Here is an 18771-nt window from a genome sequence, read left to right as displayed (position 1 = left end):
AAGGTGAATAGCAGATATTCACCTATGTGAATAGGAAAAAAATGAATATTTTAGGGATCGATCCGGGAACACGAAACTGTGGGTACGCGATCGTAACGATCGACGGTCAAAAAATACGTCTTATTGAGGCCGGATTAATCAAAATAAAAGCAGAATCTCTTCAATATCAAATTCCCCAGGTTGCAGAAGCAATCGAACAGTTGTTCCGTATTCATACGATCGATGAAGTGGCAATGGAAGATATTTTTTATGCCCATAACCCTAAAACGGTTTTAAAATTGGCACAGTTCCGCGGAGCGATTACGTTAAAGCTTTTGCAAGAACACGGTATGTTTGCCGAATATACACCGTTACAAGTTAAAAAAGCGTTGACCGGAAAAGCGAAAGCGGCAAAAGAACAGGTAGCTTTTATGGTAAAGCAGATACTGGGAATAACAAAAGAGATAAAACCTATGGATATTACCGATGCGATGGCGGTAGCAATTACGCATGCCCAAAGGGTAAAGCTGGAAAAAAATCAAAAAAGTAGAGAAAAGTAGAGAAAAGGAATATATTCGGATTTAAAAGCGACCGACACACCAGGAAGGTCGCTAAGAGAGAAGTGTATCAAAAGAGTCTTAGATATCCTTAATAATTTTTTCTTGACACAAGAGTTAAGTGTTACTCTTTGTTATCCCCCTAAAAGATTTCTGAATTACAAAAAATCTGCTAAATTTTTTTCTATGTGTGTAATATTCACACTGTGAGTGCATTGTGAATAAGTCTACCCCCTATTTATGGGAAATAGAGAAGAAATCTTTTCAAATTCAGAAAAAATTAATATAAATGTACCCTGAAAACATCATGCTTTAATGAGACTTAACCCCCTATTTTAGGGAGTTTCAAGGAATTTTGTCTATTTAATAATTGATTAAGCCGATGTTATAAAAAGTTATTCACATTATATGCTCCATATTTATTTCTGCAGTGGGTAATCATCCGGTAATCAAAACGTAATCACTCTGAAATTAACATGATTTACCGTATAGAAAATAAAGTACATTATTAATGAATGTGCTCAATAAAAAAGGGTTCCTCATGGTTAGTGCAGAATATATATTGCGCAAAGAACATCCGAAAGTATTTCAGTATCCGACATTGATCAATAAGACAATCGTAGGGTTGACCCGTTTGCTCCTTCATGAAAAATCGATAAATCGATTTATGGAAAATCATCAAGAAAAAAACGGATTGGAATTTATTGATGCGGCATTGGAACATTTGAATGTTTCGTATAAAACCGTTCATAAACAAATTGAAAATATTCCTACTATGGGAAAAGTGATTATCGTTGCAAATCATCCGTTAGGGGCTTTAGATGCACTTTGTTTGATCCAGATGGTTTGCTCTGTCCGACAAGATAAAAAGGTGAAAATCATTGCAAATCGTATGCTCGGTGAAATCACTCAGCTTAAAGAGTTTATGATCGGTGTGGATAATTTTAACGATCGGGTTTCCAAACATGCGCTCCAACAGATCGATAAGGCGTTACAGGCTGAAGAAGCCGTCATCTTTTTCCCATCCGGCGAAGTATCGCGGGCAGGATTGTTCGGAGTAAAAGAAGGATTGTGGAAAGGTGGATTTATTAAATTTGCCAAACGAAATTCGGCTCCGATTCTCCCTATCTATATAAAAGGGAAAAACAGCCCTCTTTTTTACGCTCTCTCATGGGTCTACAAACCATTAGGGGCCTTGTTGCTAAGCCATGAAATATTTGCGGCCCGAAACCGTGTATTCGACTTTACAATCGGTCAAATGGTAAGTGAAAAAGCGTTAAGCGATTTTAATCTTACCGAAAAACGGCATGCAAAATTATTCCGTAAGCACCTTCTTCGCATTGCACACGGCAAAAAAGGGATATACCCGACAGAGTGTTCGATTGCTCATCCCGTATCACGTCAGGAATTGCGTCTAGAGCTTCGTAAAGGGGAATTGCTGGGGTTAACGAGCGATAATAAGCAAATTTACCTTATTGAGCATGAAAATGCCCCTAATATCATCAATGAAATAGGACGGCTTCGAGAATACTCATTTCGCAAAGTGGGTGAAGGGAGCGGAAACGCACGCGATATTGATGCATACGACCGTTATTACCATCATCTTGTCTTATGGGATGATGAGGCTTTGGAAATCGCTGGAGCGTACCGTATCGGCGAATGTGAATGGATTCTTTCATGGCTGGGCAAAGACGGTCTCTATATGTCCGACTTATGTATGATGAATGAACAGTTTGATCCTGTATTGGAAGATGCCATTGAATTGGGACGCAGTTTTGTACAGCCGAAATATTGGGGAAGTCGCGCACTTGATTATTTGTGGCAAGGTATCGGAGCTTATCTGAGCCATAATCCTCATATAAAATACATGCTAGGTCCGGTAAGTATTTCGGGAAGTTTTCCCAAACACGCTCAAGAGGTTCTGGTCTATTTTTATACCCTCTATTTCGGTTCGGATCATACGATGGTGAGAGCAAAATCCCCCTATCGATTGTCTGAATACGTTCAAAACGACTTTAAAACATTGTTCAGCGGTGATAACTATACCGAAGATTTCAGGATACTAAAGGACTATCTAAAAGCACTGGACGTATCGGTTCCTACCCTTTATAAGCAATACAGCGAACTGTGTGAAGAGGGTGGTGTGCAGTTTATGGATTTTGGGATCGATACCGATTTTAATAACTGTATTGACGGCTATATATTGGTTGATATTCGGAAAATCAAAGAGGCGAAACGGCAGCGGTACATAAACAACGCTGCGTAATATTCTATGTCCTTTTCTTTTTAGAAAAGAAAAGGACGCAAAAGAAAAGCGCCGCTCAAACAGAACGCTACCAGCCGTTTTGGCACTGCTGCCAACGGCTGGGCTCTAGGTGTGTTTTCGCGGCATTATTTATAAAATTCCCGTGATCCAATACATAGAGCTGCTCCGAAGGCAGTAGTGCCGAGAGGAGCGAGCGTTCTTGGATCACGGTATGCTCTTTTGTTTCTTTTCTTGCTAAAAAGAAAAGAAAGAGAAAAATATTATTGCGAAATTCCCATCGCTTCAAAACATTCTTTGACAAAATCTTTTTCTGATTCTACTTTATAGACTTCATTTTCATATTCAAATTCAAGTGAATGAGCGTGAAGCAACAGCCGTGTCGACCCCCCTATTTCCATTCTCTCAATTGGCGATAACTCTTTTTTAATAAACCGAATGACATTCTCTTCTGTGGGACCGTACACCGGATCACCGATGATCGGATGTTTCACGTGGAACAAATGAACCCGTATCTGATGGGTACGACCCGTTAACGGAGATGCTTCTACGAGGGTCATATCATGCTCGGGAAAGTAGCGCAAAGGATTAATGACCGTATGGGCAGGTTTCCCTTTGGGATCAACTTTAACCACCATACTGATTAAAAGATTGGGATGATCTTTTCGATAGAGAGGTTCTTGAATGTCGATAGGATGTTCAACACATCCTTTTACCATGGCAAGATAACGTTTGGTAATTGCACGCTCAGAGAATAACCGTTTTAAAACAGACTCGCTCTTTTTATGACGGGAAACCAAAACAAGTCCGCTCGTTTCTTGATCGATACGGTGGGTCGCGTTAGCCTCGTCCCCAAACTGATGTTTGATCTCATCATTGAGGGTATAGGGCGACTGTCGGCTGTGAGGGTGAACACTCAAACCGCTCGGTTTGTCATATATTACAAAGTCGTTAGCGACAAACATCGGTTTGAATCCGCGGGTGTCCGGTTCAAAACAGATAAACTCACAATCTCCTTCAATAAAACCGAATTGATCGTCCATAACCGAACCGTTTTGCGATAAACGGCCTCTGGCAATCAGACGCTGACCTTCGCTTCGTGAGAGGCCCAGTTCATTCATTAAAAAGCTAAGAGCCATTTGACGAACAGGTGAGAAGAGCTTTTTCGTAATAAACGGCATAGGAGATTATTTCACTTTCATCGCATCGAAACACTGTGCAATAAAATCTTCTTTGGAAACGACATGGTAGACTATATCATTATAAATGAATTCAAGTGAATGGGCATGCAGCAATAATCGAGATGCACCGGTATTATTGAGACGTTCCTCGACACTCATCTCGCGATCTAAAAAACGGACGGCATTCTCTTCGTCTTGTCCGTAAATAGGATCCCCGATGATCGGATGTTCCACGTGGAACAAATGAACCCGTATCTGATGCTGGCGTCCGGTATAAGGAGAAGCTTCGACGAGAGTGGTGTCGGTATCGGGGAAATACTCCAGAGGCTTGATAAATGTGCGGGAAGGTTTTCCCTCAGGATGAACTCGAACGATCATACGGACGATAGAGCTGGCATCCTCTCTGCGCAATAGAGGCTCTTGGATATCGAGCGGTTCTTTCAGATGCCCTTTTACCATCGCTATATATTTCTTAGTGATTTGACGTTCTTCGAACATCATTTTTAAAGTACGTTCAGATAGTTTATTGCGCGCCGCTAAAACCAGGCCACTCGTCTCCTGATCGATACGATGGGTAATATTGGCTTCATGACCGAAACGGTGTTTAATTTCATCATTGAGTGAATAAGGGGTATGACGGTTTTGAGGATGAACAAGAAGACCGCTGGGCTTATCATATACGGCGAACTCCTCTTCGACAAATGTCGGAACCAATCCGAGGGTTACCGGCTCAAAGCAAATAAAATCGAAATCCCCCTCCTCTATATATCCGGCGTTGTTTGACATGACGATTCCGTTTTGGGAAAGTCTCCCTTTTGCGATTAAACGCTGCGCCTCGCTCTGAGTAATTCCCAACTCTTGCATTAAAAAGCGGAATGCTTTTTGACGCTCAGGAGCATGAAGCTTTTTGGTGATGAAGGGCAATTTAATTCCTTTTTAGGGAGGGTTGGATAGACTATAACTTATAGTAAGAGTCAATATACAATAAATATTTCGGCTCATTTCATTAAGCGCATTTTAGCATACTAAGGAGTTAAGAGATGGTAGATCGTTACGCCAGAGAAGAGATGAAATCCAAATGGAGTATCCAAGCAAAATATCAAGCATGGCTCGATGTTGAAAAAGCGGTTGTCGTTGCGTGGAATAAATTGGGTCTTATTCCTGATGAGGATGCAGAGAAGATTGTTAAGAATGCAGGATTCAGTGTTGAGCGTATTGATGAGATCGAAGCAATCACTCGTCATGATTTGATCGCGTTTACAACATCGGTTTCTGAAACGCTCGGAGAAGAGAGCCGCTGGTTCCATTATGGAATGACCAGTTCGGATACGGTTGATACGGCTGTCGCTCTTCAGATGCGTGATTCACTGGCATTGATCATTGAAGATGTAAAAATGGTTATGGAGTCGATCAAAACGCGTGCGATGGAACACAAGATGACATTGCTCGTCGGACGCTCACATGGTATTCACGGTGAGCCGATTACGTTTGGATTGGTGTTAGCGGTTTGGTATGATGAGATGGCTCGCCATTTGGAAAACCTGCAGCAAACGATGGAAGTTATTTCTGTCGGTCAAGTATCAGGGGCAATGGGTAATTTTGCTCACGCACCGTTAGAGCTTGAAGAGTATGCGTGTGAAGCGTTAGGACTCAAACCGGCTCCGGCTTCTAACCAGGTTATTCAACGTGACCGTTACGCACGTCTTGCTTCGGCGTTGGCATTGATGGCAAGTTCAATCGAAAAATTTGCGGTACAGGTTCGTCATTGGCAGCGTACCGAAGTGTATGAGTGTGAAGAGTTTTTTGCCAAAGGGCAAAAAGGCTCATCGGCAATGCCTCACAAACGCAATCCGATTTTGACGGAGAACATCACAGGGTTAGCCCGTATGGTTCGTGCCTATGTTATCCCTGCGATGGAAAACGTCGCGTTATGGCATGAGCGTGATATCTCTCACAGTTCTACCGAGCGCTTCTGGTTGCCGGACAGTTTTGTAACGGCTGATTTTATGCTTCACCGTTTTAACAGTGTTATTGCCAACCTCGTTGTCTATCCGGAAAACATGATGCGTAATCTGAACCTCACCGGAGGACTGGTTTTTTCTCAACGTGTTTTATTGGAGCTTCCACTTAAAGGGGTAAGCCGTGAAGATGCGTACCGTATCGTTCAGCGCAATGCGATGAAAGTATGGGAAGGGTTGCAGCAAGGTAGAAGTGCTATCAATGAAAAAGGGGAGAGTCTTTATCTGCAATATCTATTGGATGATGAAGAGCTGCGTCAGAGCTTGAGCGAAGAAGCTATTCGTGAATGTTTCAATTATGATTATTACACTAAAAATGTCGATAAAATTTTCGCGCGGGTGTTCAAATAATTATCATAAAAATAGTTTCTTTCGGTATAAGAAACAATACAATATTCAGTGATTATAATACAGCTTCTATAGAGTTTGAGGGAGAGAGATGCTAACCATAGTTAAACGTAACGGGCGCCGTGAACCGTTAGATATTACAAAAATTCAAAAATATACGTCAGCCGCTGTAAAAGGGCTAAGTAATGTATCGCAAAGTGAATTGGAAGTCGATGCTCAGATCCAGTTTCGTGACGGTATCCACAGCAATGAGATACAGCAGACTCTTATCAAAACAGCCGTTGATAAAATCGATATTGATTCGCCGAATTGGACATTTGTAGCATCTCGTCTTTTCTTGTATGATCTTTATCACCGCGTAAACGGTTTTACCGGGTACGGTTCATTGCAGAGCTATTTTGAACGTGGAGAGGGTGAAGGGCGTATTCTTCTCGGATTGAAAGAGAAATATAATTTAGCAGATTTAGATGCCTATATCGTCCCTGAACGTGACTTGGAATTTAACTATCTCGGCGTAAAAACATTATATGACCGATATCTGATCAAAGATCGCAAAGGCGATCCGATCGAACTGCCTCAGCATATGTTTATGGCGGTAGCAATGTTCTTGGCGCAAAACGAAAGCGATCGTCAGGGATGGGCGAAAAAGTTCTATGACATGATGTCAAAATTTGAAGTGATGATGGCAACCCCTACCCTCTCTAATGCCCGTACTACCCGTCATCAGCTCAGCTCATGCTACATCGGTTCAAGCCCGGATAATATCGAGGGGATTTTTGATGCCTACAAAGAGATGGCACTCCTCTCTAAATTCGGCGGCGGTATCGGCTGGGACTGGACGCAGGTTCGCGCGATGGGTTCATTTATCGACGGGCATAAAAATGCGGCCGGCGGAACCGTGCCGTTTTTGAAAATTACCAACGATATCGCGATTGCGGTCGATCAGCTCGGAACGCGTAAAGGGGCTATCGCCGTTTATCTCGAGCCGTGGCACATGGATGTCAAAGACTTCCTCGATGTGAAGAAAAATTCCGGAGAAGAGCGCCGACGTGCCCATGACCTGTTCCCTGCCCTTTGGATCAACGATATGTTTATGAAACGTGTCGTCGAAGACGGAATCTGGACGATGTTCGATCCGTTTGATGTGAAAGAGCTCAGCGAACTGTACGGCGATGCGTTTGAAAAACGTTATCTCGAGCTTGAACAAGACCCGAGCATTCCTAAAGAGCACTCGAAAGCAAAAGATCTGTGGAAGAAGATTTTGACCTCGTATTTTGAGACGGGAAGCCCGTTCCTGTGCTTTAAAGACAGCGCAAACCGTTCAAATCCGAACGACCATTTCGGCATCATCCGCAGTTCGAACTTGTGTACGGAGATTTTTCAGAATACTCAGCCGAACCATTATCTGATCAAAATCAAATTTGAGGACGGATCGTTCGTCACATACGAAGAAGATGAGATCGTTAAAGTCGACAGCGGAATCGAAAAGCCGGCAAACAAAATCACGGCGCTTGATTCACTGGGCGGACGTCCGATCTATATCGTCGAAAAAGAGAAAGTCGACGGTGCGACGGCGGTATGTAACCTTGCCTCGGTGAATCTTTCACGTGTGCATACGAAAGAGGATATCGACCGTATCGTTCCTGTGGCGATCCGTGCGCTCGATAATGTTATCGACCTAAATTTCTATCCGTTGGAAAAAGTCAAACGGACTAACATGCGCAGCCGTGCTATCGGACTGGGCGTTATGGGTGAAGCTCAAATGTTGGCTGAAAACCGTATCGTTTGGGGAAGCCAAGAACATTTCGACAAAGTGGACGAAGTGATGGAAGCGGTGAGCTATAACGCGATCAAAGCCTCTTCGGACTTAGCAGTCGAAAAAGGGTCATACGCCGAGTATCAAGGGTCAAAATGGAGCCGCGGTATCCTTCCGATGGATCATGCGACGGCAGAGGTGCAAAATCTCGTCGATCGCGGCGGATTGTTCGCTCCGAACTACGAGTGGGATGAACTTCGTGAAACGATCAAACGTCAGGGGATGCGTAACGGCTATTTGATGGCGATTGCACCGACCAGCTCGATTTCGATCCTCACCGGTACGACGCAGACGATTGAGCCGATCTATAAACGTAAATGGTTTGAAGAGAACCTCTCAGGGCTTATTCCGGTCGTCGCTCCGAAACTCAGCCCCGATACGTGGAGCTATTATACCCCTGCGTACGATCTCGATCAAACGATCCTTGTCAAAGCGGCGGCAATCCGTCAAAAATGGATTGATCAGGGGCAAAGTCTCAATATCTTTATTACCCTCGACAAAGCGAGCGGAAAATATCTCAACGACATCTATATGCTCGCGTGGAAACTGGGTCTCAAATCGACCTACTATCTCCGCTCACAATCACCGGAGCAAAAACAAGATACCGCAGATCGCTCGATGGAGTGTGAAGGGTGCCAGTAAAGCCCCTGAGTGCTTCGACACTCAAAAACCTGCTAGAGCGTATTGATTACGCCCGTCAGGGCGAAATCCGCTCTCTTGCCCCTCTATCCCCTACTTCCATCTGTGTCCGTTTCAGTGTTCAGGACATCGCACGCGGTTATGATTGGATCGATGTGCTGTTTCGCATAGAGGGTGTGAATGACGCCAAACTCATGAGTGACAATGTTTTACGTTCTTTGGATATGAGAGAGGGGATAACGGTCGAAATAAACGATAAAAACTGTGCGTTAGCTATCGGAAGCTACAGCGGACGGGCAAATGAAGCACCCTTTTACATCCTCGGTACATCGATCGGATACGAAGAACTCCCATTCAGCGCTTAAGAAGCTCTTTTACACACGATTCGATCATCGTATAGACATGCTCAAACCCCTCAAAACCGTCAAAAAAGTACGGATCAGGGACATCGGCGCCGTTATAGCCGTAATCGCCGAGTTTGACCAGATTTTGGCATCCCAGCGCTTTTAAATCGCGGTAATTGTTCTGATCAAGCGCAACGATCAGGTCAAATGATTTAAAGTCCTCTTTTTTAACCTGACGGGCGCGCAGAGGAGCGATATCGATATCGTGATTGCGGGCTACGGCTACGGAGTGTTTGCATGGAGGTTCTCCGACATGCCAGCTCCCCGTTCCCGCAGAATCTACCGTAATTGTATGCCCACCCTCCTTTATCAGCTTTTTGGCGACGCCTTCTGCTATCGGAGAGCGGCAGATGTTACCCAGACAAACGAACAGGATCGATTTCATATCTGCTTAGCGCCGTTTTTTTCGGAGAATTTTGGAAATCTTTTTATGTTCGAGGGAAATGGCATTCCATAATTTGGGAAGGTTGGCGGAGAGTTCCTGTCCCCGATAGAGTTCGGTTTCATCCAGCTCATAGAACATGGCATCTCTATTGTATCTGGCCCAATCGTTTCCCTGTGCGGCAACATAATTCCAAAGGGCGTAAGCAATCGTGTTATTGGCTTTTACGCCGATTCCGTTTTTGAAAATCCACCCGAGGATCAATTGCGCATCGGGATTTCCGCTCTTAGCCGCTTTGATAAATAAAGCAGAGGCTTCAATAAAGTCTTGCGGAATTCCTATCCCCTCGATCATCAAGACGCCGAGGGCAACTTGAGACTCCGGATGACCTTTTTGGGCCCCTGCTTTAAATATACGGATGGCCTCTTTATAATTTGCGGGAGTCCCGAGTCCACGCAGCGACATAATCCCAAGATAGTACGACGATTGCAAACTCCCCTGCTCCGATGCGGGCTGGAGTGCTTTGCGTGCTTCAAGGTAGTTTTGGTGGTAGAAAGCGACCTCTCCGTCGTATGCCAATTGCTCTGTGGTTGAGGCGTGAAGTGAAGCGAGGGTAAAGAAAAGGGACAAAACAGCCATAACCATGCGTTGTCGTAACATTTTGGACATACCACTCTATTCGAGATTATTAGCTTATTTTATCATAAAAGTATTTAGGGGAAAATTCATTATTTTAGGTAATATTTGTTTTTTTCTCCAGCATGCACAGAAAAAATCCGTCGATGGTATCGGTCGGCAGAATCCGGACACCGTTTTGTATCCGTTTGTCGAAAACCTCTTTTCCCCAGCGTTCCAGAGGCTTTTGAATGTTATCGAAGGGCAGAGTCAGGGGTAGGGTATTTAAATGCTCTCCATGGCGCTCTAAAAGATGCTGAAGGGGGCTTTCGTTCTCTTCGGGCGAAAACGAACAGGTGCAGTAGAGCAGTTTTCCGCCCGGCTTGAGGGCATCATAGGCCGAGAGGAGGAGACGGCGCTGCAGTTTGGAGGTCTCTTTCACTTTATGGATCGACCAAAACGACATTGATTTGGGATCATGGGTTTTAAACCGCGCTTCGGAGGAACAGGGAGCGTCGAGGAGGATACGGTCGAACATTTCGGGGCATTTTTTTCCAACACTGCGACCGTCCGTCATATAGGTATGGGCGTTGGTCACCCCTTGGGATTTGAGGTTATCGCAGAGACGGAAAAAACGCTCCCGCGAAGGTTCAACGGCAGAGAGCCAGCCGGTGTTTTGCATCATCCCCGCCAGCATCAGCGTTTTTCCGCCCGGGGCGGCGGCAAGATCGAGTACCGTCTCTTCAGGCTGTGGAGAGAGCAAAAGAGGTGCAATCATCGATGCGAGGTTTTGGATGTAAAGGCGGCCGCCGTAGAAAGCGTCCGTCTGCGTCAAGGCCAGTTTATGTTCGGGGGCAATGCGGTAAACCCCTTCCAGCCATCCTATGCTCTCATACGGTATGTGGGCGGCTTTTAGTTCGGCTTCGAGCTCTTGCGTCGTCGATTTGAGGGTGTTGACCCGAAACGTAACATTTTTGGGTGAATCAAACGTGCGCACGATCGCCTCATAGCGCTCATGCGGAACAATTTTCTCCAAACGTTCCGTAAATGCCTCGGGAAGACTCATCGCACTACACCATCAAGTACAGGGACGAAATCGCACACTTCCAATGGGTCTTCATGTATTTTGCCGCCTTGCTTCGTAAAACGGGTGATGATCTGTTCGCGTCCTTTTTCGACGGGAGCTAATAATATTCCCCCCTCTCGGAGCTGATCGAAAAGCTTTTGGGGAATAGAACGTGCCGATGCCGAAAACAAAATACGATCATACGGGGCATATTGTTCCCATCCGTTTTGACCGTCATCGGTACGGGTATGGATATTCATCAAGTGAAGATGGCGAAAGCGCTCTTTAGCCTCTAAAAGGAGCGATTCGATCCGCTCAATGGTAAAGACGCGGCGGAAAACTTTGGAGAGAACCGCGGCTTGATAACCACTTCCGCAGCCAATTTCCAATACGTTATCACACCCCTCCGGGCTGAGGTACTGCGTCATTTTGGCTACCGTCAGGGGTGAGGAGATGTATTGCTGGGCACCGATCGGGAGAGCATCGAGGCGATAGGCGTTATGCCGCATAGCAAGGGGGACAAAGGCTTCGCGATTGGTATGGATGATCGCGTTTTTGACGATAGGACGGAGAGGAAATTTTTTGGCGATTTCATCGGCCATCCGTGTGGTTTTAATAATGGTAATTCTATCGATGCTCATTTTATTCCTACGTTGAGGTATCGGCGCATGGAATCAACGGTGCGCGCTTCATAATGGGAGGTTAACGCTTCCGCGCCGCTGTTGCGGATTTCTCCGCCGAAAGGGGTGATGATGCCGCTCATTGCCGTTGTATCGTCATTGGCGGCATCGGAAGCGATAACGTAGCATTGGTTCATTACCGCTAATGCGGTGGTAAGGGTGATATAGTGATCGGTACGTAATTTTCCCCATTGCGCCGGGACGGCGATAATATCGCACCCCTCCAGCTGCTGCCACAGCGTCTTGAAGCGAAGTTCAAAACAGATCAGAATACCGATTTTTATCCCCTCAAAGATAAAAGGGGCAATAGTGCCCTCTTCGCCCGGAGTAAAATATTCATGTTCGCTGCCGAGGGCGAAAAGCTTGGCCTTGGCCTGACGGTGGAGAATCTTGCCCTGATGAAGCGCGTAGGCGATATTGTAAAAATCCTCCCCCTCTTTGGCAATTGCTGTAAAGATTAGGAGGCGATTTTGTACATGCTGAGCGAGTTTTTCAAGTGCATGCGGGGTAAATGCCGCCGCTTCATCAAAGTGTTCGTACGAAAAACCGCTTAAAGCTACTTCAGGGGCGACGATAATAGCATCTTCGCTTGATTGGCCGATAAGGGTGATGAGACGGTCTAGATTTGTGTTGAAATCCGCATTGGTCTCAAAACAGAGCGATACGATGGAACGGGTTTTAGAAGTCGTCAAAGCTGAGGCTTCCTTTGGAATAGTTGGTAACGGTTCCTTCAAAGAAATTCGTTTTTTGATCGTTGAATTTGGAGAAATCGTCGACCCATTTGATCGGATGAGAAACGTTATAGAGCGGTTTAAGCCCGACGGCAGTGAGACGCTGGTCGGCGAGATACTGAATGTATTGTTCCACGATTTCGTTGGTGAGACCCAGAATCTGCCCCTGAGTGATGTATTTCCCCCATGCCGTCTCAAGTTCGACCGCTTTTCGGAACATATCGTAGACCTCTTCGATCAGCTCTTCGGTGAAGAGATCGCTTCGTTCGCGGCGAAGGGTATTGATTATGTTTTGGAAGAGTACGAGGTGGGTTACCTCGTCACGCTGGATAAAGCGGATCATCTGCGCACTTCCCAGCATTTTTCCCGAACGGGCGAGGGTATAGATATAGGTAAATCCGCTGTAAAAGTAGATCCCCTCCAAAATCTGGTTCGCAAAACACGCTTTGACGAATGCGCTCTCGCTAGGGTCGTTTGCCAACTCGTCGTAGCGTGCGGCAATGGAGTCATTTTTGGTTTTAAGCATCATGTCTTTGCGCCAAAGATCGTAAATCTCTTCGCTGTTTTGGCTGATGGAGTCGACCATGACGGCATAACTTTGGGAGTGAAGTGCCTCTTCGAAGCTTTGGCGCACCAAGATGAGGTTGATTTCAGGAGCGGTGACGTACGGATTGACATTGTCCATCAGATTGTTCGTTTGGAGAGAATCCATAAAAATAAGCTGGGAGAGGGCTTTGTCGTACGCTGTTTTTTCCATCTCGGTGAGGTATTTATAGTCGACAGCATCGCGGGTCATGTCGACCTCTTTAGGGAACCATGTGTTGTTAAGCATCATTTCCCAGAGGTTGTATGCCCATTGGTATTTGATATTGTTGAGTTCGAAAATCCCGGTCGGATTGCCGCCGAAAATCTGGCGGTCGTTTACATGTTCAGTAGAGGTTGGATTGTAAATTTGTTTACGCTTCATTTCGGCTATCCCTGTGTGCAGATAAAGTAAATGATTATGTCGAAAACTAGATTTAACTATGATAAAATGAAAATAGTTTTTGTCGCGGGGGTATGATAATGAATAAAAGGGCAATCCTCAAGTCTTTAGCGGCGGCTGCAGCACTCTATTCAGTAGCGGGGTTTTTCGGCGTTCCCTACCTTTTGAAAAATAGTGTTCCCGAAAAAGTGAATGAAGCGACAAAAGGGGGGAGGCTTTCAATAGAATCGGCCTCGTTCAACCCTTTTACATTCCATATGAAACTCAAAAACGTATCGTTTAAGACTCCCCAAAACAGCGATCTTTTTGCACTCAAAGCCTTTTCGATCAATGTCGATCCGCTAGATTATTTATGGCGCGGAGGTCTGGTCGTCCGCGATCTTTCTCTGCGGGAACCCACAGTAACCGTACGACGCGATGAGAAGGGAGATTTTAATTTTAAATGGCTGACGGAATTGGGAGGCGATTCGGAAGAAGACAAATCGTTAGAGCCTCCGAAACTTATTATCCGTCATTTGGCCATTAAAAACGGAACAATCAATTACAGCGATTACTCTGAGGGGAAAGCGTATACGCTTGATATCGGGCCTGTCGGATTTAATCTTGATCATGTCGATTTGCGAAACCTCTCAAACAAGAATGGGAAAATGCGTCTGTACGCGACGATCAACGAGGGGGGATTTATCGATTTCAGCGGAAAACTTGATGCCCTTTCTCCTCTGAACATAAGAGGAAACGTGGCATTTAATTCGGGGAAACTGTATACGCCGTGGCGCTATTTCAAAGACAAATTTCCGATTGAGGTGGCAGACGGGACGGCCGCGTTCGGATTTGACTACCGTTTTAACAGTAACGATCTCAATGCGACCGAACTCTCGAATCTGTATTTCGGAATCGACAAACTCCGCATTATCCCAAAAGGGGAAAATCGAAATCTTTTTACCCTCTCAGCGCTTCGGCTGAAAAAAGGGGACGTTTTCCCGATGAAGAAGGTATTTAATGCCGAAACACTCAGTGTGAACGGAGTTGATGTTTCGGTATACCGCTCGCAGGAGGGGAAAATTGATTGGCTGACGTATATCGACGAGATCCAAAAAGCATTTCCGAGCGATGAAAACAAGACGTCCGAACCGTGGAATTTTTCGTTGGGAAGTACGGCGGTCGAGAACATCGGCATTGCGTGGCGGGATGACGCTCCGCGAGAACCGTATAGCGTAAACGTGAAAAATATCTCTTTGCATAGCGGGGTGATCAGCAGCGATAGTCGGTCGCTTTTAAATTTCAATCTCACATCCGGTGCTTTAAGCGTTATACGTAAACGCGATCAAAGTCTGAGTGCAGGATTGGACGGGATCGCCGTTGATGGGATCACAATCGATCGTGCACGAAAATTTGCACAGGTTCAAAAAATCTCCGTTTTACAGCCTAGTATTGCTTTCAAGCGGCTATCGGACGGTTCTATTGATCTATCGTACCACGCGTACGCGGCCCCTTCCCGATCCTCTTCGTCATCCGAGACTCCGTGGGGATACCGCATCGATGAGCTGAATGTGAGCAACGGATCGGTCGGATTTGTAGATGAGGTTCCGCACAAAAAAGTGACGGCGAATTTGGATCGGCTTAATATGAGCGTAAGAGGATTTGAAAGCGATCCGGGGGTGAAATCGTCCCTTTCTTTCTCTTCGCGCCTTAATGAAAAAAGCACGATTGATCTTAAAAGCGATATTGTCCGCTCTTCTCAACGTGCCAAAGGGACGGTTGAACTAAAAGGGATGGACGTTTCGCTCGCCGACCCGTATATCGAACCGAGTACCTATGCGTCATTGCGTCGGGGGAGTCTGTCGCTCTTGGGCACGTATGATTATAGACCTTCGCGCACCTCTATAAACGGGAAAATTTCTTTGAGCGACTGGGTAGTCAATGATACACGCGATAACTCTGTGCTCTTGGGATGGGATAAAATCGGTGCGACACCGTTTGTATATGCTTATCCCGATAATCGGCTGAAAATTAATCAGCTCTCCATTGACGGGTTTTACACCAACGCGCTTATCGATTCGAAAAAAGTATTGAACTATTCGACATTGAGCAAAAACCCCAAAGGGGATGCGAATACGACCAAAAAATCAGGCGGCAATCCGTTTGGCCTTGAGATCGTCAAACTCCTTTTGCATAACAGTAGCGCAAACTTCAGCGATCTCTCTCTTCCTTTGCCGTTTAAAAGTTATATCCACGATATGGAAGGCTCCGTTCTGGGGATTTCGACGACCAAAAATGTGACCACATTCGTGAATCTTCGAGGGGGGGTCGATCAGTACGGATTGGCAAAAATCAACGGGCAGCTCAATACCAAAGATCCTAAACAATTCACCGATATGAAAGTAGCGTTCGACAATCTCGAACTTAAAAACTATACCCCGTACTCTCTTCAGTTTTTGGGCTACAAGATCGAGGGGGGGAAACTCTTTTTGAATCTGGGGTACAAGATTGACGGGGGGAAATTGGACGCTTCCAATCAAGTCGTTATCAAGAAAATTGAACTGGGTGCCGAAAAAGAGGGGGGATCGCCGTGGCCGATGCGTTTCATCGTGGCACTGCTCGAAGACAGCGACGGGATTATCGATATCGATCTTCCGATCGAAGGGGATGTGAATAATCCCGATTTCAAATACGGCAAAGTGGTATGGCAGGTAATCGGGAATCTCTTTACCAAAGCGGTTACCTCCCCGTTTAGATTGCTTGGATCGCTGATGGGGATTGAGAGTGATAAACTCTCCTCAATCGACTTTGATGCCGGTTCCGCAACGCTTCTTCCGCCGGAGATCGAAAAACTTGATCACATTACGACGATGCTTTCCAAGCGGCCAAAACTTGCTTTGAACATTTACGGCGGATACGATGAGGTCGGCGATGTTCGTGCATTGAAAGGGCGTAAACTTGTTCAAGAAGCATTAAAAAGAAACAAAAATCTAAAAATCGATTCGCCTCAGGCGATCAGCGTTGAATTATTGGAAGATATGGCGGAAGATGCTTTGGAGCGACAAGATCGAAAAGAGTTAAAAAACAAACTTTTGAAACAGTATCCCGAAGAGGCGGCATTCGTCCGGTACTATTCCGCGGCTCTCATCGACAAACTGATACCTCTTCAGCCGCTGGCTCCGCAGGAGCTTCAGGCATTGGCGCAACAACGCGCCGAGACGATTCGAAAGTATCTAATGAAAACACCGGATTTTGAAAAACGGGTTACGATACGCGCAAATGAATCGGCAAAAGCCCTCAAAGAAGGGGAGATTCCGGTTCGTTTAGAAATAGTAATCCCTTAAAGGGTTACTGTTTTTTGACTAAACTTTGAACCCTCTCATTTCATTCAGGATATTCGCGTTTATACTGTTCAAATGATTGATCGCCGTTACCACTTCTTCTACGCTTCGGGCATTTAAGAGAGAGACCTCTTCGACTCTATGTATCTTTTGGGATACTTCGCCGATTTGAGATGAGATAAACTGGGCTTTTTCCGCGGCAATTTTGGACGTTTGGACGCTAAGCGCAATGGCTGTTCCGACATCATTGATCGCTTTTTCGGTAATAGGCGATTGTTTGAGTACCTCTTGTTCGGCTTCAGAATTGTTTTGCATCTCTTCACACAATTCGTTGATGGATTGGGTGATGATATTGATCGTCGTATTTGTTTCGGTAAGGCTTGTTTGTGTTCTTTCCGCAAGCTTTCGTACTTCATCGGCGACGACGGCAAAGCCGCGCCCGTGTTCTCCTGCCCGTGCCGCTTCGATAGCCGCATTAAGGGCAAGAAGATTGGTTTGATTGGCAATATCGTTGATTGTCCCTAAAATGTTTTTCACTTGAGATGCCTCTTCGTTGAGTCTGATGAGTTTGGAGGTAAATTCCAATTCGGCCTGTGAATTCTGCTGCACCTTTTCAAGTGTTTTGGATATGGAGACTTGCGCCGTATTTAACGTATCTGCCGCTTTTTGAATTTCGTTGCAGGCATGTTTTAATTCGGCTGCACTCTCATCCGCAGTCTGTTTTATAGGGGCGATATCGCCGGAAGTTTTGATGATTGCCTGAGATGTTTCTTCAACCCTGATCCCTATTGCATGGCTTGTCGCAAGCAATTTTTCCGAGGTAGATGCCCCGTCGATGGCTAAAGATTGAGCTTTAGAGATGATGGTTCTCGTTTTATCGATAAATTTATCGATCAAGTCGCCAACGCTTTTGATTTCATCTTTGCCGTCGATATTGAGCCGTTTTGTCAGATCGCCCTCACCGCTTTCGAGTTCATATACCGAGGTTTCAATACGTTTTAATTTCCCGACTATTCCTTGTGATACCATCAATAAAAGGATGATGGTCAAACTCAATCCGCCCATTCCGACGATCGTCATCGTAGCGGTACCGCTTTGCAACATTGAGTTGGCCTCGTTTTCATCCGCTACAACATAGTCACTGGCTAGCGCTACAAGTTCATCTATGGCTTTTCGATGCGCTTCATACAGAGGTTTTAATTTATTAATGGAAATTTCCGTCGCCTTTTCCTTATCGCCGGCATTTATCGCATCCAAAAACTCGCCGTTCGCGACTTCAAAGAACTCTTTAGCCGGTTTCATGGATTTTTGTAGTATTAACTGTTTGGCTTCTTCTTTCAAAGTGCTTTTTTGCCAATAATCCTGTCTGTCGTCATACTCTTTTTGCAATGCAGTCAATTTCTCTTTCAGTGCCGGAAGTTCAGCGGGGGTTGCTTCGATCATCAAATGCGTTACGAGCTTCGTTTCAATGATATATTCGGGAGGGGGCAAAATATCGGCAATCAAATCTTTTGAGAGGATGATTTCATCGTAATGGTTCCCTTTTATTTTGATGCTGTTGGTTACAAAATAGGAGGTGGCAAGAATAGCGGACATAATAATGGCAACAAACAAAGAGCTAAATAGTAATTTAGTCTTTATAGACGTATCGTTCAACATGTAAAATTCTCCTGTACGGCATCATTCAAACTGTGATATCTATAATTATATCTTGCCGTATAATATTGGTGCATTAAATTGTTTAGTTTATAGCGTATATGATTGTTCTATTATTGTACAGCTCTAAA

At 45.2% G+C, this 18771-nt stretch carries 16 protein-coding genes; 6 read left to right on the top strand and 10 right to left on the bottom strand.

Annotated features, from left to right (window positions below; translation table 11 throughout):
* Positions 1-41 precede the first annotated feature (41 nt).
* Positions 42-539 (top strand): crossover junction endodeoxyribonuclease RuvC, encoded by a 498-nt coding sequence (ruvC, locus tag SULKU_RS12860; RefSeq protein ID WP_013461403.1) that lies wholly within the window; start codon positions 42-44, stop codon positions 537-539.
* Positions 540-1077: 538 nt separating this feature from the next.
* Positions 1078-2802: a bifunctional ornithine lipid synthase OlsF gene (gene olsF, locus SULKU_RS12855; RefSeq protein ID WP_041667199.1), complete on the top strand. Its 1725-nt coding sequence runs from the start codon at positions 1078-1080 to the stop codon at positions 2800-2802.
* Positions 2803-2869: 67 nt separating this feature from the next.
* Here the strand turns inward: olsF and SULKU_RS15045 are convergent, their stop codons facing one another.
* The 3 genes from SULKU_RS15045 to SULKU_RS12840 are packed head-to-tail and all read right to left on the bottom strand — an operon-like array spanning position 2870 to position 4904.
* On the bottom strand, positions 2870-3010 hold the full coding sequence (locus tag SULKU_RS15045) for a hypothetical protein (RefSeq protein WP_172633612.1): 141 nt from the start codon (positions 3008-3010) through the stop codon (positions 2870-2872).
* A gap of 52 nt (positions 3011-3062) precedes the next feature.
* Positions 3063-3980: an RluA family pseudouridine synthase gene (locus SULKU_RS12845; protein ID WP_013461401.1), complete on the bottom strand. Its 918-nt coding sequence runs from the start codon at positions 3978-3980 to the stop codon at positions 3063-3065.
* Positions 3981-3986: 6 nt separating this feature from the next.
* Complete coding sequence (locus SULKU_RS12840) at positions 3987-4904, bottom strand: RluA family pseudouridine synthase (protein ID WP_013461400.1); 918 nt, start codon at positions 4902-4904, stop codon at positions 3987-3989.
* A 116-nt stretch (positions 4905-5020) separates the two neighbouring features.
* Here SULKU_RS12840 and purB point away from each other — a divergent pair, with 116 nt between their 5' ends.
* From purB to SULKU_RS12825, 3 genes are all read left to right on the top strand, one after another.
* Positions 5021-6349, top strand: a complete 1329-nt coding sequence (gene purB, locus SULKU_RS12835) for an adenylosuccinate lyase (RefSeq protein WP_013461399.1) — start codon at positions 5021-5023, stop codon at positions 6347-6349.
* An 88-nt stretch (positions 6350-6437) separates the two neighbouring features.
* Complete coding sequence (locus tag SULKU_RS12830; RefSeq protein WP_013461398.1) at positions 6438-8804, top strand: ribonucleoside-diphosphate reductase subunit alpha; 2367 nt, start codon at positions 6438-6440, stop codon at positions 8802-8804.
* Positions 8795-9166, top strand: a complete 372-nt coding sequence (locus SULKU_RS12825; protein ID WP_013461397.1) for a hypothetical protein — start codon at positions 8795-8797, stop codon at positions 9164-9166. Before SULKU_RS12830 ends, SULKU_RS12825 begins: the two co-directional genes overlap by 10 nt.
* On the opposite strand, the gene SULKU_RS12820 is transcribed toward SULKU_RS12825, so the two are convergent.
* The 6 genes from SULKU_RS12820 to SULKU_RS12795 all read right to left on the bottom strand — a co-directional run bounded on the left by SULKU_RS12820 (position 9156) and on the right by SULKU_RS12795 (position 13646).
* A complete protein-coding gene (locus tag SULKU_RS12820) occupies positions 9156-9590 on the bottom strand; it encodes a low molecular weight protein-tyrosine-phosphatase (RefSeq protein WP_013461396.1) in 435 nt (144 codons plus the stop codon). The genes SULKU_RS12825 and SULKU_RS12820 overlap by 11 nt on opposite strands.
* A gap of 6 nt (positions 9591-9596) precedes the next feature.
* A complete protein-coding gene (locus SULKU_RS14615) occupies positions 9597-10247 on the bottom strand; it encodes a tetratricopeptide repeat protein (protein WP_013461395.1) in 651 nt (216 codons plus the stop codon).
* A gap of 73 nt (positions 10248-10320) precedes the next feature.
* Positions 10321-11268, bottom strand: a complete 948-nt coding sequence (locus tag SULKU_RS12810; RefSeq protein ID WP_013461394.1) for an RsmB/NOP family class I SAM-dependent RNA methyltransferase — start codon at positions 11266-11268, stop codon at positions 10321-10323.
* Entirely contained in the window at positions 11265-11909 is a 645-nt protein-coding gene (locus SULKU_RS12805; protein WP_013461393.1) for a protein-L-isoaspartate(D-aspartate) O-methyltransferase, read from the bottom strand. Before SULKU_RS12805 ends, SULKU_RS12810 begins: the two co-directional genes overlap by 4 nt.
* Positions 11906-12640 (bottom strand): carbon-nitrogen hydrolase family protein, encoded by a 735-nt coding sequence (locus SULKU_RS12800; protein WP_013461392.1) that lies wholly within the window; start codon positions 12638-12640, stop codon positions 11906-11908. Before SULKU_RS12800 ends, SULKU_RS12805 begins: the two co-directional genes overlap by 4 nt.
* Positions 12627-13646 carry a ribonucleotide-diphosphate reductase subunit beta gene (locus tag SULKU_RS12795; protein WP_013461391.1) on the bottom strand — a complete coding sequence of 340 codons (1020 nt, stop codon included), beginning with the start codon at positions 13644-13646 and terminating at the stop codon, positions 12627-12629. The genes SULKU_RS12800 and SULKU_RS12795 overlap by 14 nt, the downstream gene beginning before the upstream one ends.
* A 98-nt stretch (positions 13647-13744) precedes the next feature.
* Here SULKU_RS12795 and SULKU_RS12790 point away from each other — a divergent pair, with 98 nt between their 5' ends.
* Positions 13745-16987 carry a DUF748 domain-containing protein gene (locus SULKU_RS12790; RefSeq protein ID WP_013461390.1) on the top strand — a complete coding sequence of 1081 codons (3243 nt, stop codon included), beginning with the start codon at positions 13745-13747 and terminating at the stop codon, positions 16985-16987.
* A gap of 18 nt (positions 16988-17005) precedes the next feature.
* Here SULKU_RS12790 and SULKU_RS12785 read toward each other — a convergent pair whose 3' ends face one another.
* Complete coding sequence (locus SULKU_RS12785; protein ID WP_013461389.1) at positions 17006-18643, bottom strand: methyl-accepting chemotaxis protein; 1638 nt, start codon at positions 18641-18643, stop codon at positions 17006-17008.
* Positions 18644-18771: the final 128 nt, after the last annotated feature.

The sequence above is a fragment of the Sulfuricurvum kujiense DSM 16994 genome, assembly GCF_000183725.1.
GTDB classification, from domain to species: Bacteria; Campylobacterota; Campylobacteria; order Campylobacterales; family Sulfurimonadaceae; genus Sulfuricurvum; species Sulfuricurvum kujiense.
Note: the sequence above shows the minus strand (reverse complement) of the source record. Positions and strands in the feature narration are given on the sequence as shown.

Excerpts from the sequence above, each read along its gene's own strand:
- SULKU_RS12805 (WP_013461393.1), bottom strand. The coding sequence starts at position 11,909 with ATGAGCATCGATAGAATTACCATTATTAAAACCACACGGATGGCCGAT.
- SULKU_RS12790 (WP_013461390.1), top strand. The coding sequence starts at position 13,745 with ATGAATAAAAGGGCAATCCTCAAGTCTTTAGCGGCGGCTGCAGCACTC.
- SULKU_RS14615 (WP_013461395.1), bottom strand. The coding sequence starts at position 10,247 with ATGTTACGACAACGCATGGTTATGGCTGTTTTGTCCCTTTTCTTTACC.
- SULKU_RS12830 (WP_013461398.1), top strand. The coding sequence starts at position 6,438 with ATGCTAACCATAGTTAAACGTAACGGGCGCCGTGAACCGTTAGATATT.
- purB (WP_013461399.1), top strand. The coding sequence starts at position 5,021 with ATGGTAGATCGTTACGCCAGAGAAGAGATGAAATCCAAATGGAGTATC.
- ruvC (WP_013461403.1), top strand. The coding sequence starts at position 42 with ATGAATATTTTAGGGATCGATCCGGGAACACGAAACTGTGGGTACGCG.
- SULKU_RS12820 (WP_013461396.1), bottom strand. The coding sequence starts at position 9,590 with ATGAAATCGATCCTGTTCGTTTGTCTGGGTAACATCTGCCGCTCTCCG.
- SULKU_RS12785 (WP_013461389.1), bottom strand. The coding sequence starts at position 18,643 with ATGTTGAACGATACGTCTATAAAGACTAAATTACTATTTAGCTCTTTG.
- SULKU_RS12810 (WP_013461394.1), bottom strand. The coding sequence starts at position 11,268 with ATGAGTCTTCCCGAGGCATTTACGGAACGTTTGGAGAAAATTGTTCCG.
- olsF (WP_041667199.1), top strand. The coding sequence starts at position 1,078 with ATGGTTAGTGCAGAATATATATTGCGCAAAGAACATCCGAAAGTATTT.
- SULKU_RS12795 (WP_013461391.1), bottom strand. The coding sequence starts at position 13,646 with ATGAAGCGTAAACAAATTTACAATCCAACCTCTACTGAACATGTAAAC.
- SULKU_RS12845 (WP_013461401.1), bottom strand. The coding sequence starts at position 3,980 with ATGCCGTTTATTACGAAAAAGCTCTTCTCACCTGTTCGTCAAATGGCT.